The following is a 17,862-nucleotide window of genomic DNA, read 5'->3' as shown; positions in this document are numbered from 1 at the left end:
AAAATTATTGACCTAAATAAACTTTCATAATTTGCTCGCCCCAAATGAAGGCAATCCAACCCGCAATGGCAATATAAGGACCAAAAGCAAAAGGCTGATTTTCTTTGCGGATTTTAAGCAAAATAATGCCAATGATTGCTCCGACCATGGATGAAAGTAGCACAATCAACGGCAGCATTAAAGGACCCATCCAGGCACCTAAAGCGGCGAGGAGTTTGAAGTCTCCATAGCCCATACCTTCCTTGCCTGTAATGATTTTAAACAGGTAATACACAATCCAAAGACACAAGAAACCAATAATATAGCCCCAGATTGCAGAGGTAGGAGAGGTATAAATAGCATAACTATTAATGCCTAAACCTAGTGCGGCTAAAGTCAGGGTATAACGATCCGGTAGAAGCTGAGTATCAAAATCAATAAAGGTCAGTGCGATGAGCATCCAGGTCAAAAGCAAACCAAAGAGCATTTGTAAGGTCGACCCAAAGACTGCAACAATGACCAATGAACATGCTGCAGTGAGTAGCTCAATCAATGGATAGCGAATACTAATTGGATTTTTGCAAGAGCCGCATTTGCCGCCTAAAATTAACCAACTGATGACAGGAATGTTTTGATACCAGCGAATTTTAGTCTGGCATTTAGGGCAGGTCGATGCAGGTTGGCTGAGTGTTAGTTTTGATTCGTCAATGATCGGTTGTTCGGGATGCAAAAACAATTGGCAATCGGTACGCCATTCCTGCTCCATCATCTTGGGAGTGCGGTAGATCACCACATTGAGAAAACTACCAATGCATAGACTAAAAAGCCCAACTGCAAGATAAAGTGCAGTTGGGTTATTGATAAAATAAGAGATAAATTCTTGCATTAAACGACAGAACCCATTTGGAAAATTGGGAGGTACATGGCGATGACCAGACCACCGACGAGAACACCAAGTACAGCCATAATTAACGGCTCCATCATTGAAGTTAGGCCATCGACCGCATTGTCGACTTCATTTTCAAAATGAGTCGCTACTTTATCCAGCATGCTGTCGAGCGCACCTGACTCTTCACCAATCGCCACCATTTGAACCGCCATAGAGGGGAATTTATTGGTGACACGCATAGCAAATTGCAGCTGTTGACCTGTGGCGACATCATCGCGAATTTTCATGACCGCTTCTTCATAGACACAATTGTTGGTTGCACCAGCAGTAGATTCTAGGGCATCAATCAGGGGGACACCGGCAGCAAATGTAGTCGCTAAAGTCCGACTGTAACGTGCGATAATGGCTTTATAAACCAAGTCACCAAAAATAGGGGCTTTGAGCGCTGCTTTATCGAGAAAATCACGAAATTTTTTACTACGTTTTTTGGCTTCCATGAAGCCTGCAATAATGGCACCAATCGCAATAATCAGAATAAACCAGTATTTTTGCATCCACTCAGACATATTCACGACCATTTTTGTAAATGCCGGCAAATCGGCCCCAAATGAAGTAAACAAATCCTGGAATACGGGAACTACTTTTACCATCAAAATAATGGTTACGATAAGTGCAACGACAATAACAGCCATAGGGTATTTCATGGCCTTTTTAATTTTTTGCTTTAAAAGTTCACTTTTTTCTTTATAGATCGCGACCCTGTCTAGCATGGTTTCCAAAGCACCGGACTGTTCACCAGACTCAACGAGTGAGCAAAAAAGATTGTCAAAATACTGAGGGTATTTTTTAAGTGCACCTGCAAAGGTATTCCCCCCTTCGACTTCACCTTTAATGCCTAAGACCACTTCACGCATCGCCGGGTTTTCAAGACCTTCAGCAACAATTTCAAAGCTCTGTACCAGCGGTACACCTGCTTTCATCATGGTAGCGAGTTGGCGCGTGAAAATGGTGATATCGAGTGTAGATACCTTTTTTTTCATTAAGCCTTCGAGAATATTTTTTCTCTTTTCCCGAATCGTCTTAATGGTAATCCCTTGCTTACGTAAGGTCACTTTAGCCAGTGCCATGTTACGTGCAGGTAATTCTCCTTTAAGTTTTTCCCCTTTACGATCAACCCCTTCATAACTGAAGGTTGGCATCATCTGTGCTTTTTTGACAGCCATGAATTTATCCTTATTTTTAAATGCTTGATCTATTCGCTAGTCACACGATTGACTTCTTGAAGAGAAGTCACCCCCTGCATGACCTTGATTAATCCTGAACGACGTAAATTATTAAACCCCGACCTTGAAGATGCTGCAGCAATTTCAAGTGCATTGCCATCCTCCATAATAATTTTCGAAATTTCAGGTGTCACTTTCATTACTTCATAAATACCGACACGACCCTTATAACCTTCACGACATTCTGAACAGCCGACAGGTTGGTAAACTTTAAAATCTGGATGTTTTAGATCTTCTTCTTGAAATCCCATTTCCAATAGACTTGGTTCTGGAACGTCAGCAGGAATTTTACATTGTGGACATAAACGTCGAGCTAAACGTTGCGCAATCACCAAGTTTACAGAGGTGGCAATATTAAAGGAAGGTACACCCATATTTCTTAAGCGCGTCAATGTTTCAGGTGCACTGTTGGTGTGTAGCGTTGACATCACCATATGACCCGTCTGAGCCGCTTTAATCGCAATTTCGGCCGTTTCTAAATCTCGAATTTCACCGACCATGACAATATCAGGGTCTTGACGCAGGAATGACTTGAGTGCCGCAGAGAAGGTTAAGCCCACTTTAGCATTAACATTGACCTGATTAATTCCTTCCAAGTTAATTTCCACAGGATCTTCGGCGGTTGAAATATTGGTGTCTTCACGATTGAGAATATTCAAACCGGTATATAAAGAAACCGTTTTACCTGAACCTGTTGGACCTGTGATGAGGAGCATGCCTTGAGGTTTATCCAGGGCTTGCATAAATAACTCTTTTTGCTCGGGTTCATAACCCAATGCATCAATACCTAGCATCGCACTCGATGGATCCAAAATACGCAGTACCAGTTTTTCACCAAATAAGGTGGGTAATGAGTTGACACGGAAGTCGATGGCTTTGCTTTTGGAAAGTTTAAGTTTAATCCGTCCATCTTGAGGCAAGCGCTTTTCAGAAATATCCATTTGGGACATCACTTTTAAACGCGAGGCTAAGCGTGTAGCAAGTTGTAAGGGGGGTGTGGCAATTTGACGTAGCACACCATCGATTCGATAGCGAACACGATAACTTTTTTCATAAGGTTCAAAATGTAAGTCTGAAGCGCCCATGCGAATGGCATCAATCAGTAATTTATTAATGTATTTAACAATTGGTGCTTCATCAGCCTGCGGATTATCATCTTCATCATCTTTTTGACTGAGATCTTCTTGCTCAAGATTTAAGTCGATATCATCATCAGAGAATTCAAAGGTATCTGCTTCGGCAAAGTTTTGTTCAATCAGTTTTATTAATTTTGGATGTTCAACAATCACGGCTTCAATATTCATTTTGCTACTGAAGCGGATGGCATCCATGGCATCCATATTGGTAGGATTGCTGGTGGCTACATAAAGTAAATTACCACGTTTAAAAATAGGCAGCACACGATGTTTGGTAATCAGTTTATCATCGATTCCTTCACGGATAATTTGTGCAGAATCATAAACACTAAGGTCGAAAAGCGGTTCCCCAAACTCTTGAGAAATTTTCTCTGCAATATCTAATGAGGAAACTTTCAATTGATCAATGAGGAAAGGAACAATATCTTGATTGGCTTTTTTTGCATTTAATACTGCATTCTGCATGTTCTCAGCAGAAACTAAGCCGTCTTCAACCAAACGGCGAATAAAACCAGTGAATCTTGGTGAACCTTGTAATGCTGTCATGCTTTAATATGCCTGCTCAATCAATTTGTTTATAATTGGTATCTTTAAATTATACTTTTGTTATATAAAAATACCATATCTGAAAACGTTGTCATCTACTTAATATTAGATAAAACTTTGAACTGGTCGTAATTACATGCTGAAGTTTTTCTTGAGAATGCTGTGATGACTTGCAAAAATTAAGAATGGCTTAAAAAAAGCCATGTGAAAATTTTCTAAAAAATACTGAATTCCGTGTAGAATGTGCGCGGTTAAATGAATTGTTTTTAATAGGTTACTGTATGTCGGGTTCGGCTATTACTCCTTGGGTTGTTGGCAATTGGAAAATGAACCCAATGCAGGCAGATGCCAAAGAGCTGGTAAATAGTTTTAAAGAATTATTGCAAAATAATGAAATTAAAGAAGAAAATTGTCATTTAGGTGTTGCGCCTACCATGCTTGCCTTGGCCGGTGTTCAGGCGGAATTGGCAAGTTCAGTCCGATCGGTTTATACCGTTGCACAGAATGTTTCGCGTATTGCAGGTACAGGTGCATATACCGGAGAGGTGAGTGCTGAACTTCTGAAAGATCATCAAATTGATTTTGTACTGATTGGTCATTCAGAACGTCGTGAAATCTTTGCTGAAACTGCGAAAATACTGAATGAAAAAGTTAAAAATGCTTTAAATGCAGGATTAACCATTATTTATTGTGTAGGTGAAAGCCTGGAACAACGTGAAAATGGTCAAGCAGAGCAGGTGGTATTGCAACAAATCTGTGACATTGCCGCAGTTGTTCAAGCTGAACAGTGGCAAAAGATTGTCATTGCCTATGAGCCGATTTGGGCAATTGGCACCGGTAAGACAGCTTCACCCGAAGATGCACAAACCATGCATGCCAAGATTCGTGAAGGCTTAACTCAAATTACGTCGTTCGGTCCAAATATCGCCATTCTGTATGGCGGTAGTGTTAAGGCTGAAAATGCAGTAGAGTTGGCTGCCTGTCCAGATATTAATGGTGCACTGGTTGGTGGTGCGTCTTTAAATGCAGAGTCTTTCTATAAAATTGCTCAGGCTTTTGCAAATACAAAATAATTAGGAGTTCAGCATGCAAACTTTTGTGCTGGTGGTACATATTATCTTAGCCATATTAATGATTGTATTGATTCTGGTACAACATGGTAAAGGTGCAGATGCAGGCGCATCATTTGGTGGTGGCGGTGCTGCAACTGTATTTGGTGCTTCAGGTTCAGCGAATTTCATGACTCGCTTAACGGGCATTTTGACGGCTTTATTCTTTGTCACCAGTTTAACTTTAGCGGTGTTTGCCAAAAAACAAACGACTGATGCGTATAGCTTAAAATCAGTGCAAACAACCACGACTGCTCCGGCGAATTCGAATGAAACTTCGCCAGTCACACCAAAAACAGGTGAATAACCTGATTTAGTTCTTTCTTTTTGGACCTGATCCGACTAGAATGCGACACAGCTGCGGTGGTGGTGGAATTGGTAGACACGCTACCTTGAGGTGGTAGTGCCTTCGGGCGTGGGGGTTCAAGTCCCCCCTTCCGCACCAACTTGTAATCCAGAACATAAGTTGGTGTAAGCAGCAAATCTGTTGATGCGGGATGGAGCAGTCTGGTAGCTCGTCGGGCTCATAACCCGAAGGTCGTTGGTTCAAATCCAGCTCCCGCTACCAATACTATTTAGAGGCAAACTAAATAGGCGATTTAAATAATATTTAAATGGTGATTAATTTTTGCATTTTGTTGCGGGATGGAGCAGTCTGGTAGCTCGTCGGGCTCATAACCCGAAGGTCGTTGGTTCAAATCCAGCTCCCGCTACCACTTTTTGATTAGGGTGCAACTTAATCAAGCAACCATTGAACAGTTTTTGATTGAAAATGCTCAGTGAATTGTATATAATTTTTGCACGTTGTTGCGGGATGGAGCAGTCTGGTAGCTCGTCGGGCTCATAACCCGAAGGTCGTTGGTTCAAATCCAGCTCCCGCTACCAAGTTTCTAAAAGGCTCACAAAAATGGTGGGCCTTTTTGCACAGTGGACTTTGGTTTTTCTGTGTACACAGGGGCGATTACGCCCTTTTTTATTGGCTATCGTGTAGTGTCGACATCCATTGGTCAAATCGTCATGTTTCACTACTAATATAGTTGAGTTAGTCTGAACCGGTCACAGCGACTATTGAATCGCACAACAATGACGAGAGTAAATGAAGCTATCAAATAAAACTCAAGCACTCCAAGACCTTATAGCTCCTGCAGTGCAAGCTTGTAATGTAGAACTTTGGGGAATCGAATTCCTTCCTCAGGGTAAACGTTCTTTATTACGTATCTATATTGATAAAACCAACGAAAACAACACGCAACCTGTCATGAATGAAGATGGCGAACTTGAAGAAGGTCGTGGTATTGGCGTGCAAGATTGTGTCCGCGTAACACAGCAAGTTGGCGCAATGCTTGACGTGCATGATCCAATTTCTGGCGAATACTCACTTGAAGTGTCTTCTCCAGGATGGGATCGACCATTCTTTCAGCTTGACCAAATGCCAGCCTATATTGGACATAAAATTGCTTTACGTCTGATTAGTGCTGTAGATAACCGTCGTAAATTTCAAGCAAAACTCATTGCTGTTGATCTTGAAAATGAAGTCATTCAAGTCGAAGTTGAAAATCAACAGGTACTTGAAATCGACAGTCATAATATCGACAAATCAAATTTGATCTTTCAAGATTAATTCATTCAATAAATAAGAATCTGAACGAATAGGTGACTTATGGCTCGTGAAATTCTTACCGTAGTAGAAACGGTTAGTAACGAAAAAGGTGTAAGTCGTGATGCAATTTTTGAAGCGCTTGAACAAGCTTTAGTTGCTGCGACTAAAAAGAAATTTTACGAAGGCACAAACTCGGAAGAAGCACGTTTACGTGTAGAAATCGATCGTAAGACCGGTGATTACCGTACTTTCCGTCAATGGGAGGTGGTTGCTGACGAAGATCATGAAATGCCTGCATGTCAGGATGCGATCTCGGATTTGGATCCTGAAAAATGGTCAATCGGTGACATTCGTGAACTCGAAGTTGAATCGATTGATTTCGGTCGAATTGCTGCACAAATTGCCAAACAGGTGATTGTGCAAAAAATTCGTGAAGCTGAACGTGCTTTGGTTGCTGATGCGTACGAATCTAAAGTTGGTGAACTCATCTACGGTGAAGTTAAAAAACAAACCAAAGATGGCTTTATTATTGACTTAGGTGACAATGCTGAAGCATATCTTTCACGTGAAGAAATTATTCCTAAAGAAATTCTTCGCCCGAAACAACGTGTAAACGCCATTTTATATAGCGTGAACCGTGAAGGTCGTGGTGCACAATTATTGTTGTCACGCGCACGTCCTGAAATGCTGATTGCTTTGATGAAGAAAGAAATTCCTGAAATTTCTGAAGAAATCATCGAAATTAAAGCAGCTGCACGCCAACCGGGTGTTCGTGCTAAAATCGCTGTGAAAACGAACGATCATCGTATTGATCCTGTTGGTGCTTGTATTGGTATGCGTGGTACACGTATCCAGGCAGTACAATCAGAATTGAACGGTGAGCGTATTGATGTTGTTGTATGGTCTGATGATCCGGCACAGTACATTGCAAGCGCTTTAGAGCCTGCTGATGTATCAAGTATTGTGATTGATGAAGATGCCCATAGCGCCGATATCATTTTTGCCGCAACGGATCAGTTGGCACGTGCCATTGGTTCACAAGGTCAGAATGTTCGTTTAGCATCTGAATTGACTGGCTACAAATTGGATATGATGCTCGAAGAAGAATTCTACGCGCGTCAACAAAATGAAGCTCAACAATACCTCGACATGTTTGTAACACGTCTTGATATTGAAGAAGATTTGGCAATGGCTTTGGTTGAAATGGGCTTTACTTCTCTTGAAGAGATTGCTTATGTTCCAGCTGAAACATTCGATGAGATTGAACTTGATGCTGAAACTGTTGAATTATTGCAAAGCCGTGCGAAAGAAATTACATTGGCAGATGCATTAAAACAACAAGAAAACATCCAGGAACCAAGTGCAGAACTCGTTGCAATGGCTGGGATGACACAGGAAATCGCGTATGCACTTGCAGCTCGCGGTGTGGTAACAGTAGATGATTTGGCTGACCAGGCAACTGACGATATTGAAGATATTGAAGGTTTAGGTGCTGAAAAAGCAGGTCAACTTATTATGAAAGCGCGCGAATCATGGTTTAACTAGGAGGAAATATATGACGGACAAGTCGATTAAAGAGTTAGCTCTCAGCGTAGAACGTCCAGTTGAGAAGCTCCTAGAGCAGGTTCGTGACGCAGGCTTACCGCAACGTAAAGCTGAAGATATTATTTCCACTGAACAACAAAATACCCTCGTTAACCATTTGAAGAAACTTCATGGTCAAGACGATGGGCATGCAGGAAAAATCACGTTGAAACGTAAAACAACCAGTACTGCTAAAGTGGCCAGTACATCAGGTAAGGCGAAGACAATTAACGTTGAAGTGCGTAAAAAGCACACGTTTGTTAAGCCTGATCCTGAACAAATTAAAGCTGAAGCTTTAGCGAAAGCACAAGCAGACAAGAATGCAACTGCATCTCCTGCGAATGCTGAACAAAAAGCGGATGACGCACCTCAGACTGGTGTATCTAAAGCGAAACAAGCTTTTGAAGCAATGCGTGCTGCTGCTAAGCAAGAAACAGCTAAGCAAGAAGTACCAAAAGCTGCTGTTGTTGTGAAGCGTAAGTCAAACAACAAACCGATTGTAAAACAAACGGTTAAACAAGTTGAAACAGCTGAACAGAAAAAAGCACGTGAAGCTCAAGCTGCGCAATTAAAAGCAGTTGAAGAAGCAGCACGTCGTAAGTCGGCTGAAGAAGCGCAACAACGTACGCTTGAACAAATGCGTCAGATGGCTTCTAAGTACACCTCTGAAGATACGACTGCAACGATTCGTGTTGTCGATGATTCTCCATTGGCAGCTGGTCTTGTTGGTCAGGCTTATGAAGATTCATTTGCCAAAGAAGACCGTGAAATTAAACGTGGTGGTAACACTACAACTGCACGTGCACCGAAAAAAGGTGGACGTCGTGGTCAGGAAGAGCAAAGCTTCAGTAAACAGCCTAAACGTGGTTTGAAAACTAGCCAGGGCAACAAGCATGGCTTTGAAAAACCTGTTAAGAAACAAGTTTATGATGTTGAAATTGGTGAAACCATTGTTGTTGCTGACTTAGCTGCAAAAATGGCAATCAAGGTTCGCGAAGTAATCAAATCACTCATGAAAATGGGTGAGCTTGTGACTCAAAACCAAGCCATTGAGCAGGAAATTGCAGCACTTGTCGTTGAAGAAATGGGTCATAACCCAGTTCTAGTTTCTGATACTCAAGCTGAAGATAACTTGCTGGAAGCAGCTGAAGAAGCGCGTGGTGTTCAAACGACCCGTGCTCCTGTTGTTACGATCATGGGTCACGTTGACCATGGTAAAACATCGCTTCTTGACCGTATTCGTCGTACCAAAGTGGCTGCGGGCGAAGCGGGCGGTATTACACAGCATATCGGTGCATATCACGTTAAAACGGATAAAGGCATTATCACTTTCTTAGACACACCGGGACACGCAGCGTTTACTTCAATGCGTTCACGTGGTGCGAAAGCGACTGATATCGTGGTTCTTGTTGTTGCGGCTGATGATGGTGTAATGCCACAAACTGCTGAAGCAATTGATCATGCACGTGCTGCAGGTACGCCAATCATTGTTGCAATCAACAAGATGGATAAAGAATCTGCTGATCCAGATCGCGTATTGAACGAATTGACCACTAAAGAAATCGTGCCTGAACAATGGGGCGGTGACGTACCTGTGGCAATGGTTTCTGCACATTCAGGTCAAGGTATCGATGAACTGCTTGACCTTATTTTAATTCAATCAGAAATGCTTGAATTGAAAGCATCTGAAGAAGGTGCTGCGCAAGGTGTTGTGATTGAAGCGCGTGTAGACAAAGACCGCGGTGCAGTTGCTTCTATTCTTGTACAAAACGGTACCTTGAATGTCGGTGATTTAGTGCTTGCCGGTGCATCTTACGGTCGTGTTCGTGCGATGGTAGATGAAAACGGTAAACGTATTAAATCAGCAGGTCCTTCGATTCCAGTAGAAATCTTGGGTCTTCCTGAAGCGCCAATGGCGGGTGACGAAGTTCTTGTTGTAAATGATGAGAAAAAAGCACGCGAAGTCGCTGATGCACGTATGGCGCGTGAGCGTGAAAAACGTCTTGAGCGTCAAAGTGCGATGCGTCTTGAAAACATCATGGCGTCTATGGGCAAAAAAGATGTTCCTTATGTGAACGTTGTGCTTAAAACTGATGTACGCGGTACATTGGAAGCATTGACTGTAGCCTTGCAAGCATTGGCAACAGATGAAGTTCGTGTTCGTGTAATTGGTTCTGGCGTAGGTGCAATTACTGAGTCTGACGTTACACTTGCTGAATCTTCAGAAGCAGTACTTCTAGGCTTTAACGTACGTGCTGATAATACTGCGCGTCAAAAAGCGGATGCAGACGGCATCGACATTCGTTATTACAGCATCATCTATGAATTGATTGATGACGTGAAAGCAGCAATGAGCGGTAAACTTGCTCCTGAGCATCGTGAAACGATTCTTGGTGTTGCGCAAGTACGTGAAGTGTTCCACTCAAGTAAATTCGGTGCGGCTGCGGGCTGTATGGTACTTGAAGGCGTATTGCATCGTAACAAACCGATTCGCGTATTACGTGATGACGTGGTTGTGTTCCAGGGTGAGCTTGAATCTCTTCGTCGCTACAAAGAAGTGGTTGAAGAAGTTCGTGCCGGTATGGAATGTGGTCTTGCGGTGAAAGGCTATAAAGACATCAAAGCACTCGATAAGATCGAAGTGTACGATGTTCAATTGATTAAACGGAGTCTTTAATGGCGGGTAGTCAGCGTCTTAAGCGTATGGCTGATACAGTTCAGAGAGAACTCTCTGAACTGATTCGTCAAGAGCTTAAAGATCCACGCTTAGGTGGTCTGGTGACCATCTCTGCGGTGAAAGTTAGCGCAGACTTAGGATATGCCGAAGTTTATGTGACTGTAATGGGGCGTGAACTGGGTGATGATCAAAGCGAAGCCGCGAATAAAGAAACTTTAGATGTATTAAACAAAGCATCTGGTTTCTTGCGCCACGAATTGAGTCGTCGTATCAAGACACGTATTACGCCACGTTTGCGTTTCCATTATGACAAAACCAATGCTTACGGCAATTATATGTTTGGTCTGATTGCAGAAGCAGTGAAGGATTTACCGCCTGCTGAAGCAAAGCAAGATGATGAATAATTGATGTAATAAAAAAGCCACCTTCGGGTGGCTTTTTTGTGCGTTAAAATATTGTTTAAGACAAAATTAATATATCAGCGCATGCAGTAGACTGAATTCAAACTGGAAATGGCCAAAGGACTAAAAATACTAAAGACTCTAGTCTGCATTTAGCTTAGGTCATCATGTGAGTTGTTTTTGTCTTTCGTAGGAGGGCGACGGCGGCTTCGTTGCCAAGGTAAGGGGCGCTCAAGTGTTTCAGGCACTTCACCACCGGTTGAGCGTAACCGTAAGTGTAGAGCGGCTTGTGCCATTAAATTTGCAGATACGGGCGCGGTAATGAACGCCAATAAAGTCAATAACAGTTCGGCAAAACCAAAACGGCCTTGAAATGCTGAAAAAATCATTGCAGCAATTAAGAAGCTACCCAGTCCCAAAGTACTGGATTTTGTCGGAGCATGCAGACGCATAAATAAGTCAGGTAAGCGTACCATGCCAATACCCCCGACCAACATAAAGAATGAGCCAATCAATAAAAAAATTGAAACCAGGATTTCCATCACGAGTTGCATTACTGTTTCTCCTAATCTACGACATGGCCAGTGGTAAAGTAGCGAGCAAGCGCTGCGGTGGAAACAAATCCAAGCATGGCAACCAATAAAGCCCCTTCAAATAAGGCGGTACTTGCCCAGTAGATGCCAAGAATCACCACAAGGCAGGTGGCATTCAGAAACAATGTATCCAAGGCTAAAAGACGATCGACAATGGAGGGACCCATGACTAGGCGGACCAGACAGAGAAACATTGAAATGGTGATGGCTACCATACATATGCCGAGTGCATAAGGCAAAATGGTCATGAATCTTCTCCTAATTCCACAGCAAAAATAGCCATCAGCGCTTTTTCATAACGATTTTTAATTTCTAGAATGTCTATTTCAGCATTATCCGTACTTAAGGCATGCACCAAAATATCGCCACGATCATGGTCAATCCCTGCAGTGACTGTACCCGGTGTGGTGGTAATAATCAGTGCCAGCAACACATTGACTTGTTCATGTTGCGTTTCTAAAGGCACGCGAAACCATTTGGGATGTAAGTTGCGTGTTGGTCCAAGAACCAGTTTAGCCACTTTAATATTACAAATAATAATATCCCACAACACCACAAAGAAGAGTTTTAAAGCCAATACCCAGTTGATATCGGGAGTACGGGTAATAAAGGGTTGTACCAAACGCGGAATCAGAATTCCGAGGAGCAAAGCCATAAGTACTGTTGCTGAATCGAGGCTATGCGTCAGCATAATCCAGCTTAAAGCCACAATCACAGATACAAAGGGATGCGGTAGCCAATTTTCCCAAAACGATGTTTTTTGCATGGTTAAGGCTCCTGAGGTTTGAGTTTGGCATCATCCACATTAACCGGTTCCTGCATGTGCTGCTGTTCAATTTGGCGCTGCTTATATTCCGAAATATGCTCACCTTCCAAGGTATCTTCCGAAATAATGTAAGGAATCAGGTGTGCATTCGGATCGACCGTTTCACCGCCATATTTGGTTTCAGGCAGGTTTTCAGGATCATAGGGTTGAACGCTAATCACCTGATTAAGATTATCTTTATGTAAAATAATCCCTTCATATAAGGCATTATTCTGGATTTGTTCAGCCGTTTTAAACATGTATTGCTGAATAGGACTCGCACAGACCATATATACGATTAAACCTGAAAGCAGTAAATAGATGGTTTTGTCATTTCGTGCAGGCGATTGCTCAGGTAAAGCTTGATATGCCTTAAATTCATCCGTATCTGGATTATCTTCAGGCATCGTGGCACGCCAAAATAACACAAAGCCAATTCGGGTAAATGCAATAATACTGAGTAAACTGACTATCAGCACAACCGCAATAATCACCAGTTGATAAGGTGAATGTGACGTCGCCTGCAAGATAAAGACTTTACCTAAAAAACCGCTGAATGGAGGTAAACCTGCCATCATCAAGGCAATTAAAAAGAAGACTAATGACACCACTTTTTGTTGTTTCATTTGCGGTGCAATATTGAAATGGTCCTTGAATGCTCCACGTTGTGACGTAATCCAGCCCGAGAGCAAATAAAACGCCGCTGCAATCAGGGTGCTATGCACTAAATAATAAAGTGCCGCAGCCCATGCCAAGGTATTAAACAGGGAAATCGCGATTAAGAGGGTTCCGATCGAGGACAAAATCATAAAACCGACGAAACGACGCAAGCGTTCTGCACCAATCGCCCCAATGACACCATAGATAGAGGTGATTAAACCAATCGGAAGCAACCAGTTTGCCAAAATACTGTGGCTCAAGTCATCTTCAAAAATGGTGCCATTAATACGTAAGATGGCGTAGATGCCCACTTTGGTCATAATGGTGAAAATTGCTGCGACAGGCGTGGTTGCGACGGCATAGGTTTTCGGTAACCAAAAACCAACCGGTAGCATGGCGGCTTTAATCCCAAACACCACAAATAACAGTAAGCCACCCGCGACTGCGAGTTTATGCTGATCGTGTTCCAACAGGGGGATTAGACGTGCGACATCTGCCATGTTTAAACTACCGACACTGCCGTAAATGATGCCGAGTCCAATTAAAAACAGGGCAGAGGCCAGTAAGTTAATGGTGACGTAATGAATGCCGAGTTGAAAGCGTGCTTTGCCTTGTCCGTGTACCAGCAGGACATAGGATGCCATCAACAAGATTTCAAAGAATACGAATAAGTTAAATAAGTCGCCTGTCAGAAATGCACCACACAAGCCCATGAGCAAGAAATGGAACATGGCATGAAAATAACGTCCACGTGCATCCCACTCGTGACTGGCATACCATAAAATTGGGGTTGCCAAGGCATAGGTCAGTACCAGCATCAGGGCGGAAAGTTGGTCTAGCACCAAGACAATCCCGAAGGGTGCAGACCATTCACCTAAATTATAGATGCTGATTTGTCCACTGCTGGCCAAGTTCAAATAAAGAATGGCAGTGACTAAACCTAAAATTGAAGAAATGTAACTAATCCCGCGACGCCAAGGTTGACGCCAATCCCGTGATAATGCGCCTGCGCCTGGATTCCCCAAAAGAACCAGTAAAAAAGCAGTAAAAGCTGGAATTAAAATGATAAAAATAGGGGTGTGTTCAGTCCAAAACTGGATGAAAGCATTCATTAAGGCTCATCCTCACGCGGGTCAATCGGCACAATATCTTCTTTGGAGTCAACGTGATCTGTACCTGTTTCATAACGACTGCGCAAAGCCAGTTGCACAATAAAAGCCGTGGTCGCAAAACCAATCACAATGGCGGTTAACACCAAGGCTTGGGGTAGGGGATCGGTTGCTTTGCTGGTTTCAGTCAGCACCGCCGGGGCATTGACCTGAATCCTTCCCATCGCGAACAAAAATAAATTGACTGCATAACCAATCATGGCGAGACCTAAAACCACCGGAAAAGTACGGGCACGTAAAATGAGATAAATTCCCGTTGCAGTCAGTAGGCCAATAGCCGAGGCGAGTAAAAATTCGATACTAATCATTTTCTTCTCCCTTGAGCACCGGACCAGCCATACTGGAGTGACGTGAGTCGCCTAAGACCGAGATCATCAGCATGGTTGCACCAACAACGGTGACATAGACCCCGACATCAAATAAGGCAGCAGACGCCAGGTGGATTTCACCTAAAATGGGTGGTGAGATGTAAATGTGTGCGCTAGTCAGGAATGGACGTCCCCAGAACCACGCACCGAGTCCAGTCAGTCCGGCAATGACCAGACCTGAACCAATCCAGATTTCATATAAACGTCCGGATTTGGCTTTCAGCATTTGTTCTGCTTGATCTTGACCCAGGGCAATATATTGGATGATTAAAGCTAAAGCGGTGATCAAGCCGGCGATAAATCCGCCACCCGGCAAGTTATGACCGCGCAGGAAGATATACAGGCTCACCACCAGTGCCAAAGGTAAAACCCAAGACGCGGTAATCCTGAACATCAAGGGAGAGGGATTAAAACGGTAGGTCAAGCCTTGAGTGATGGTGGTACCGTGGGTACGCATGCCATCCATTAAACATAAGGCACCAATGGCAGCAATACCCAGTACAGTAATTTCACCAAAGGTATCGAAACCACGGAAGTCGACTAGAATCACATTGACCACATTGGTGCCGCCACCCAGTGGAATGGATTGCTGCATGAAGAACCATGAAATCGAGTTGTGGTCACGGGTCAAGATTAACCAGCTAATCCAGCCAATACCGAGACCACCGCCAATGGCAATCAGCGCATCACGCCAACGACGTGAAACACTGGACTCATAAGGTGTAAGCTGTGGCAGTAATGATAAGCTCATGAGTAAGAGTACAGTGGTGACCACATCAACGGTAATCTGGGTTAAAGCCAGATCCGGTGCAGACAGGGTCACAAAAACCATGGTCACCACTAAACCAACAGCACCACTAATCAGCACTGCTTTAATCCGTTCATGGTGGAACCACAACATCATCCAGCAGGCTGAGAATAATAACAGCCACAGTACAATGCCAAGCGCAGGCGCATGGGTTAATTCACGCGTACCTGTGGTGAGTCCCTGATTGATCAGTGGCATGGCTAGCAAAGCGGCACTAAATAACACAATCCACATTAAATAGCTTTGCAGTGAACCATTTTCAGTTTTACGTTTGAACTTGCGTGAATTCAGTAACAGATGCTTGAGGAATAAGTCAAATAAGATTCTGCCTTGGAATTGTCCCAAGCTCAGATCTAAATCAATCTCGCGAATTTTACCGTTTTTGGCAAAAGCGAAATATAAAATCACCCCACCGCATAGCGCGATAATACTCATCACTAAAGGCAGATTGAAGCCATGCCAAATGGCTAAATGTGCACCGGTAAAGTCAGGGAGTTGAGTGCTGGCACGCGCAGTTGAATTGACAATTTTTTCAACCAAAAGGGCAGGTGCCAGACCGACTAAAATACATAAAACAGCAAGCAGAACTGCGGGTGCACGCATACCAAAAGGCGGCTCATGTGCATGTTGATTGGGAACTTGTCGTCCCAGCGGACCATCGAAAAATACCCCGTGAACCAAACGCACCGAATAGGCGACCGCAAAGATTCCCGCCAGTGTTGCCATAACCGCCGAGAAAATCATGACTGGCCCAGAGAGATTGGCCAGTAGTTCAGTAAAGAACATCTCTTTGGACAAGAATCCATTGGTCAGGGGTACACCCGCCATCGAGGCAGCAGTGATCATGGTCAGGGTTGCAGTAAACGGCAGCAATTGCCAAATCCCGTTTAACTTGCGTAAATCACGGGTTCCCGTTTCATGGTCAATGATTCCGGCAATCATGAACAATGCTGCTTTAAAGGTCGCATGATTAATGATATGGAAAATGGCTGCGGCAATCGCTAGCGGTGATCCAATCCCCAACAGGCAGACAATCAAGCCTAAATGACTGATGGTGGAATAGGCGAGTAAGCCTTTTAAATCTTCTTTAAAAATGGCAAAAAAGGCTGCCATACACAGGGTAAATAACCCCACAAACGTCACAATATTATGATAAAGCGCTGCACCGACAAAAATGGGGGTAAAACGTGCCAGCAGGAAAATCCCCGCTTTAACCATAGTCGCTGAATGCAGATAGGCGGATACCGGTGTCGGGGCTGCCATGGCATTGGGTAGCCAAAAATGGAACGGGAACTGGGCACTTTTGGTAAAGGCACCCATTAGAATGAGCAGCAAGGTGGGAACAAACAGCGAATGGCTTTGAATCTGATCCTTCATTGTTAAAATTTGGTCTATCTGATAGGTGCCTGTAATTTGACCGAGCAGAATAAAGCCACCGAGCATCGACAGACCGCCCATCCCGGTGATGGTAAGTGCCATCCGTGAACCGCGTTGTGCAGCTTGGTAATTACTCCAGTAACCGACCAAAAGGAACGAGGAAATACTGGTGAGTTCCCAAAAAATAAGCAATAAAATTAAATTATTGGAAAGTGATATCCCCAGCATGGCTGCCATGAACAGCATCAGCAATAGATACAATTTACTTAGGGAACTTTTAGGGCTTAAATAATAATAGGCATAAATATAAATGAGGGTACCGATACCGCTAATCAGTAAACAAAACAGCAGGCCTAAGGCATCCATACGGAAGCTTAAATCGATCCCTAATTGAGGTAACCAAGCCCAAGTCTGGGTGATTGTTCCGCCATTAAAGACATCTTTTGCTTGAGTCAGTAACAAGATCAGGCTGCTTAAACTGACTGCAATGGCCGCTAGAGCCGTTACCCCGCGTGAAAATTTCTTCAGCCACGAGACAAGGGTTGTGCCCAGTACTAACGGTAACAATATAATAATCGGTAGCACACTCATATCCATTGTCGTGAATCAGGTTGGTAAAAAACCAAGGGTGAATCTTATCTTTCAAGGACTACAGGACAGCAAAGAACCATCCAAACTTCTCAATCTTGAAAGCCAAATTAAATTAAAAATATGGAAAAACAAGCTGTGTTGCGCAACTTGTAAAAAGCGATAGTAAAATCGGATTTTACTATAAAACTTTAAATATACTTGATCTTATTACATGAAGAAAACAACATCAATTATTTTTGCGCACAGCTAACCTATTATACGCTCATCCATTCTTTCTAGGCGCCGAG

At 43.2% G+C, this 17,862-nt stretch carries 15 protein-coding genes and 4 tRNA genes; 10 read left to right on the top strand and 9 right to left on the bottom strand.

Features of this window, described 5'->3' with window-relative positions; genetic code table 11:
- Positions 1-4: 4 nt before the first annotated feature.
- From E0409_RS16900 to pilB, 3 genes are read right to left on the bottom strand one after another with little or no spacing between them, the layout of a single operon-like run.
- On the bottom strand, positions 5-865 hold the full coding sequence (locus E0409_RS16900) for a prepilin peptidase (protein ID WP_131287862.1): 861 nt from the start codon (positions 863-865) through the stop codon (positions 5-7).
- Complete coding sequence (locus tag E0409_RS03910; protein ID WP_131287859.1) at positions 865-2,091, bottom strand: type II secretion system F family protein; 1,227 nt, start codon at positions 2,089-2,091, stop codon at positions 865-867. The genes E0409_RS16900 and E0409_RS03910 overlap by 1 nt, the downstream gene beginning before the upstream one ends.
- Before the next feature lie 29 nt (positions 2,092-2,120).
- Positions 2,121-3,833: a type IV-A pilus assembly ATPase PilB gene (gene pilB, locus E0409_RS03905; protein ID WP_131287856.1), complete on the bottom strand. Its 1,713-nt coding sequence runs from the start codon at positions 3,831-3,833 to the stop codon at positions 2,121-2,123.
- A gap of 281 nt (positions 3,834-4,114) precedes the next feature.
- Between pilB and tpiA the strand changes: the two genes are divergently transcribed.
- The 10 genes from tpiA to E0409_RS03855 all read left to right on the top strand — a co-directional run bounded on the left by tpiA (position 4,115) and on the right by E0409_RS03855 (position 11,207).
- The gene (gene tpiA / locus E0409_RS03900; protein WP_131287854.1) at positions 4,115-4,906 is read left to right on the top strand and encodes a triose-phosphate isomerase; all 792 of its coding nucleotides are present in this window, start codon (positions 4,115-4,117) and stop codon (positions 4,904-4,906) included.
- Positions 4,907-4,919: 13 nt separating this feature from the next.
- Complete coding sequence (gene secG / locus E0409_RS03895; RefSeq protein ID WP_131287851.1) at positions 4,920-5,249, top strand: preprotein translocase subunit SecG; 330 nt, start codon at positions 4,920-4,922, stop codon at positions 5,247-5,249.
- 53 nt (positions 5,250-5,302) lie between these two features.
- A tRNA-Leu gene (locus E0409_RS03890) sits at positions 5,303-5,387 on the top strand.
- Between the two features lie 46 nt (positions 5,388-5,433).
- Positions 5,434-5,510 (top strand) — tRNA-Met (locus E0409_RS03885).
- 71 nt (positions 5,511-5,581) lie between these two features.
- Positions 5,582-5,658 (top strand) — tRNA-Met (locus tag E0409_RS03880).
- Between the two features lie 92 nt (positions 5,659-5,750).
- Positions 5,751-5,827: transfer RNA gene (locus E0409_RS03875), tRNA-Met, on the top strand.
- A 211-nt stretch (positions 5,828-6,038) separates the two neighbouring features.
- Entirely contained in the window at positions 6,039-6,563 is a 525-nt protein-coding gene (rimP, locus tag E0409_RS03870) for a ribosome maturation factor RimP (RefSeq protein WP_131287848.1), read from the top strand.
- 39 nt (positions 6,564-6,602) lie between these two features.
- Positions 6,603-8,087: a transcription termination factor NusA gene (gene nusA / locus E0409_RS03865; RefSeq protein ID WP_131287845.1), complete on the top strand. Its 1,485-nt coding sequence runs from the start codon at positions 6,603-6,605 to the stop codon at positions 8,085-8,087.
- A 10-nt stretch (positions 8,088-8,097) separates the two neighbouring features.
- On the top strand, positions 8,098-10,803 hold the full coding sequence (gene infB / locus E0409_RS03860) for a translation initiation factor IF-2 (protein WP_131287843.1): 2,706 nt from the start codon (positions 8,098-8,100) through the stop codon (positions 10,801-10,803).
- Positions 10,803-11,207 carry a ribosome-binding factor A gene (locus E0409_RS03855; RefSeq protein ID WP_067722362.1) on the top strand — a complete coding sequence of 135 codons (405 nt, stop codon included), beginning with the start codon at positions 10,803-10,805 and terminating at the stop codon, positions 11,205-11,207. Before infB ends, E0409_RS03855 begins: the two co-directional genes overlap by 1 nt.
- A 149-nt stretch (positions 11,208-11,356) precedes the next feature.
- Here the strand turns inward: E0409_RS03855 and E0409_RS03850 are convergent, their stop codons facing one another.
- Genes E0409_RS03850 through E0409_RS03825 form a run of 6 tightly spaced genes read right to left on the bottom strand, consistent with a single transcriptional unit; the run spans position 11,357 to position 17,581 of the window.
- The gene (locus tag E0409_RS03850; protein WP_131287840.1) at positions 11,357-11,758 is read right to left on the bottom strand and encodes a Na+/H+ antiporter subunit G; all 402 of its coding nucleotides are present in this window, start codon (positions 11,756-11,758) and stop codon (positions 11,357-11,359) included.
- A gap of 11 nt (positions 11,759-11,769) precedes the next feature.
- A complete protein-coding gene (locus E0409_RS03845) occupies positions 11,770-12,045 on the bottom strand; it encodes a monovalent cation/H+ antiporter subunit F (protein WP_067722356.1) in 276 nt (91 codons plus the stop codon).
- Complete coding sequence (locus E0409_RS03840; protein WP_131287837.1) at positions 12,042-12,563, bottom strand: Na+/H+ antiporter subunit E; 522 nt, start codon at positions 12,561-12,563, stop codon at positions 12,042-12,044. The genes E0409_RS03845 and E0409_RS03840 overlap by 4 nt, the downstream gene beginning before the upstream one ends.
- A 2-nt stretch (positions 12,564-12,565) precedes the next feature.
- Positions 12,566-14,374: a monovalent cation/H+ antiporter subunit D gene (locus E0409_RS03835; RefSeq protein ID WP_131287834.1), complete on the bottom strand. Its 1,809-nt coding sequence runs from the start codon at positions 14,372-14,374 to the stop codon at positions 12,566-12,568.
- Positions 14,374-14,739 carry a Na+/H+ antiporter subunit C gene (locus E0409_RS03830; RefSeq protein WP_131287831.1) on the bottom strand — a complete coding sequence of 122 codons (366 nt, stop codon included), beginning with the start codon at positions 14,737-14,739 and terminating at the stop codon, positions 14,374-14,376. The genes E0409_RS03835 and E0409_RS03830 overlap by 1 nt, the downstream gene beginning before the upstream one ends.
- Positions 14,732-17,581 carry a monovalent cation/H+ antiporter subunit A gene (locus tag E0409_RS03825; RefSeq protein ID WP_131287829.1) on the bottom strand — a complete coding sequence of 950 codons (2,850 nt, stop codon included), beginning with the start codon at positions 17,579-17,581 and terminating at the stop codon, positions 14,732-14,734. The genes E0409_RS03830 and E0409_RS03825 overlap by 8 nt, the downstream gene beginning before the upstream one ends.
- Between the last annotated feature and the right edge of the window lie 281 nt (positions 17,582-17,862).

This window comes from Acinetobacter sp. ANC 4862 (genome assembly GCF_004336635.1).
In the GTDB taxonomy this organism is placed as follows: domain Bacteria; phylum Pseudomonadota; class Gammaproteobacteria; order Pseudomonadales; family Moraxellaceae; genus Acinetobacter.
Note: the sequence above shows the minus strand (reverse complement) of the source record. Positions and strands in the feature narration are given on the sequence as shown.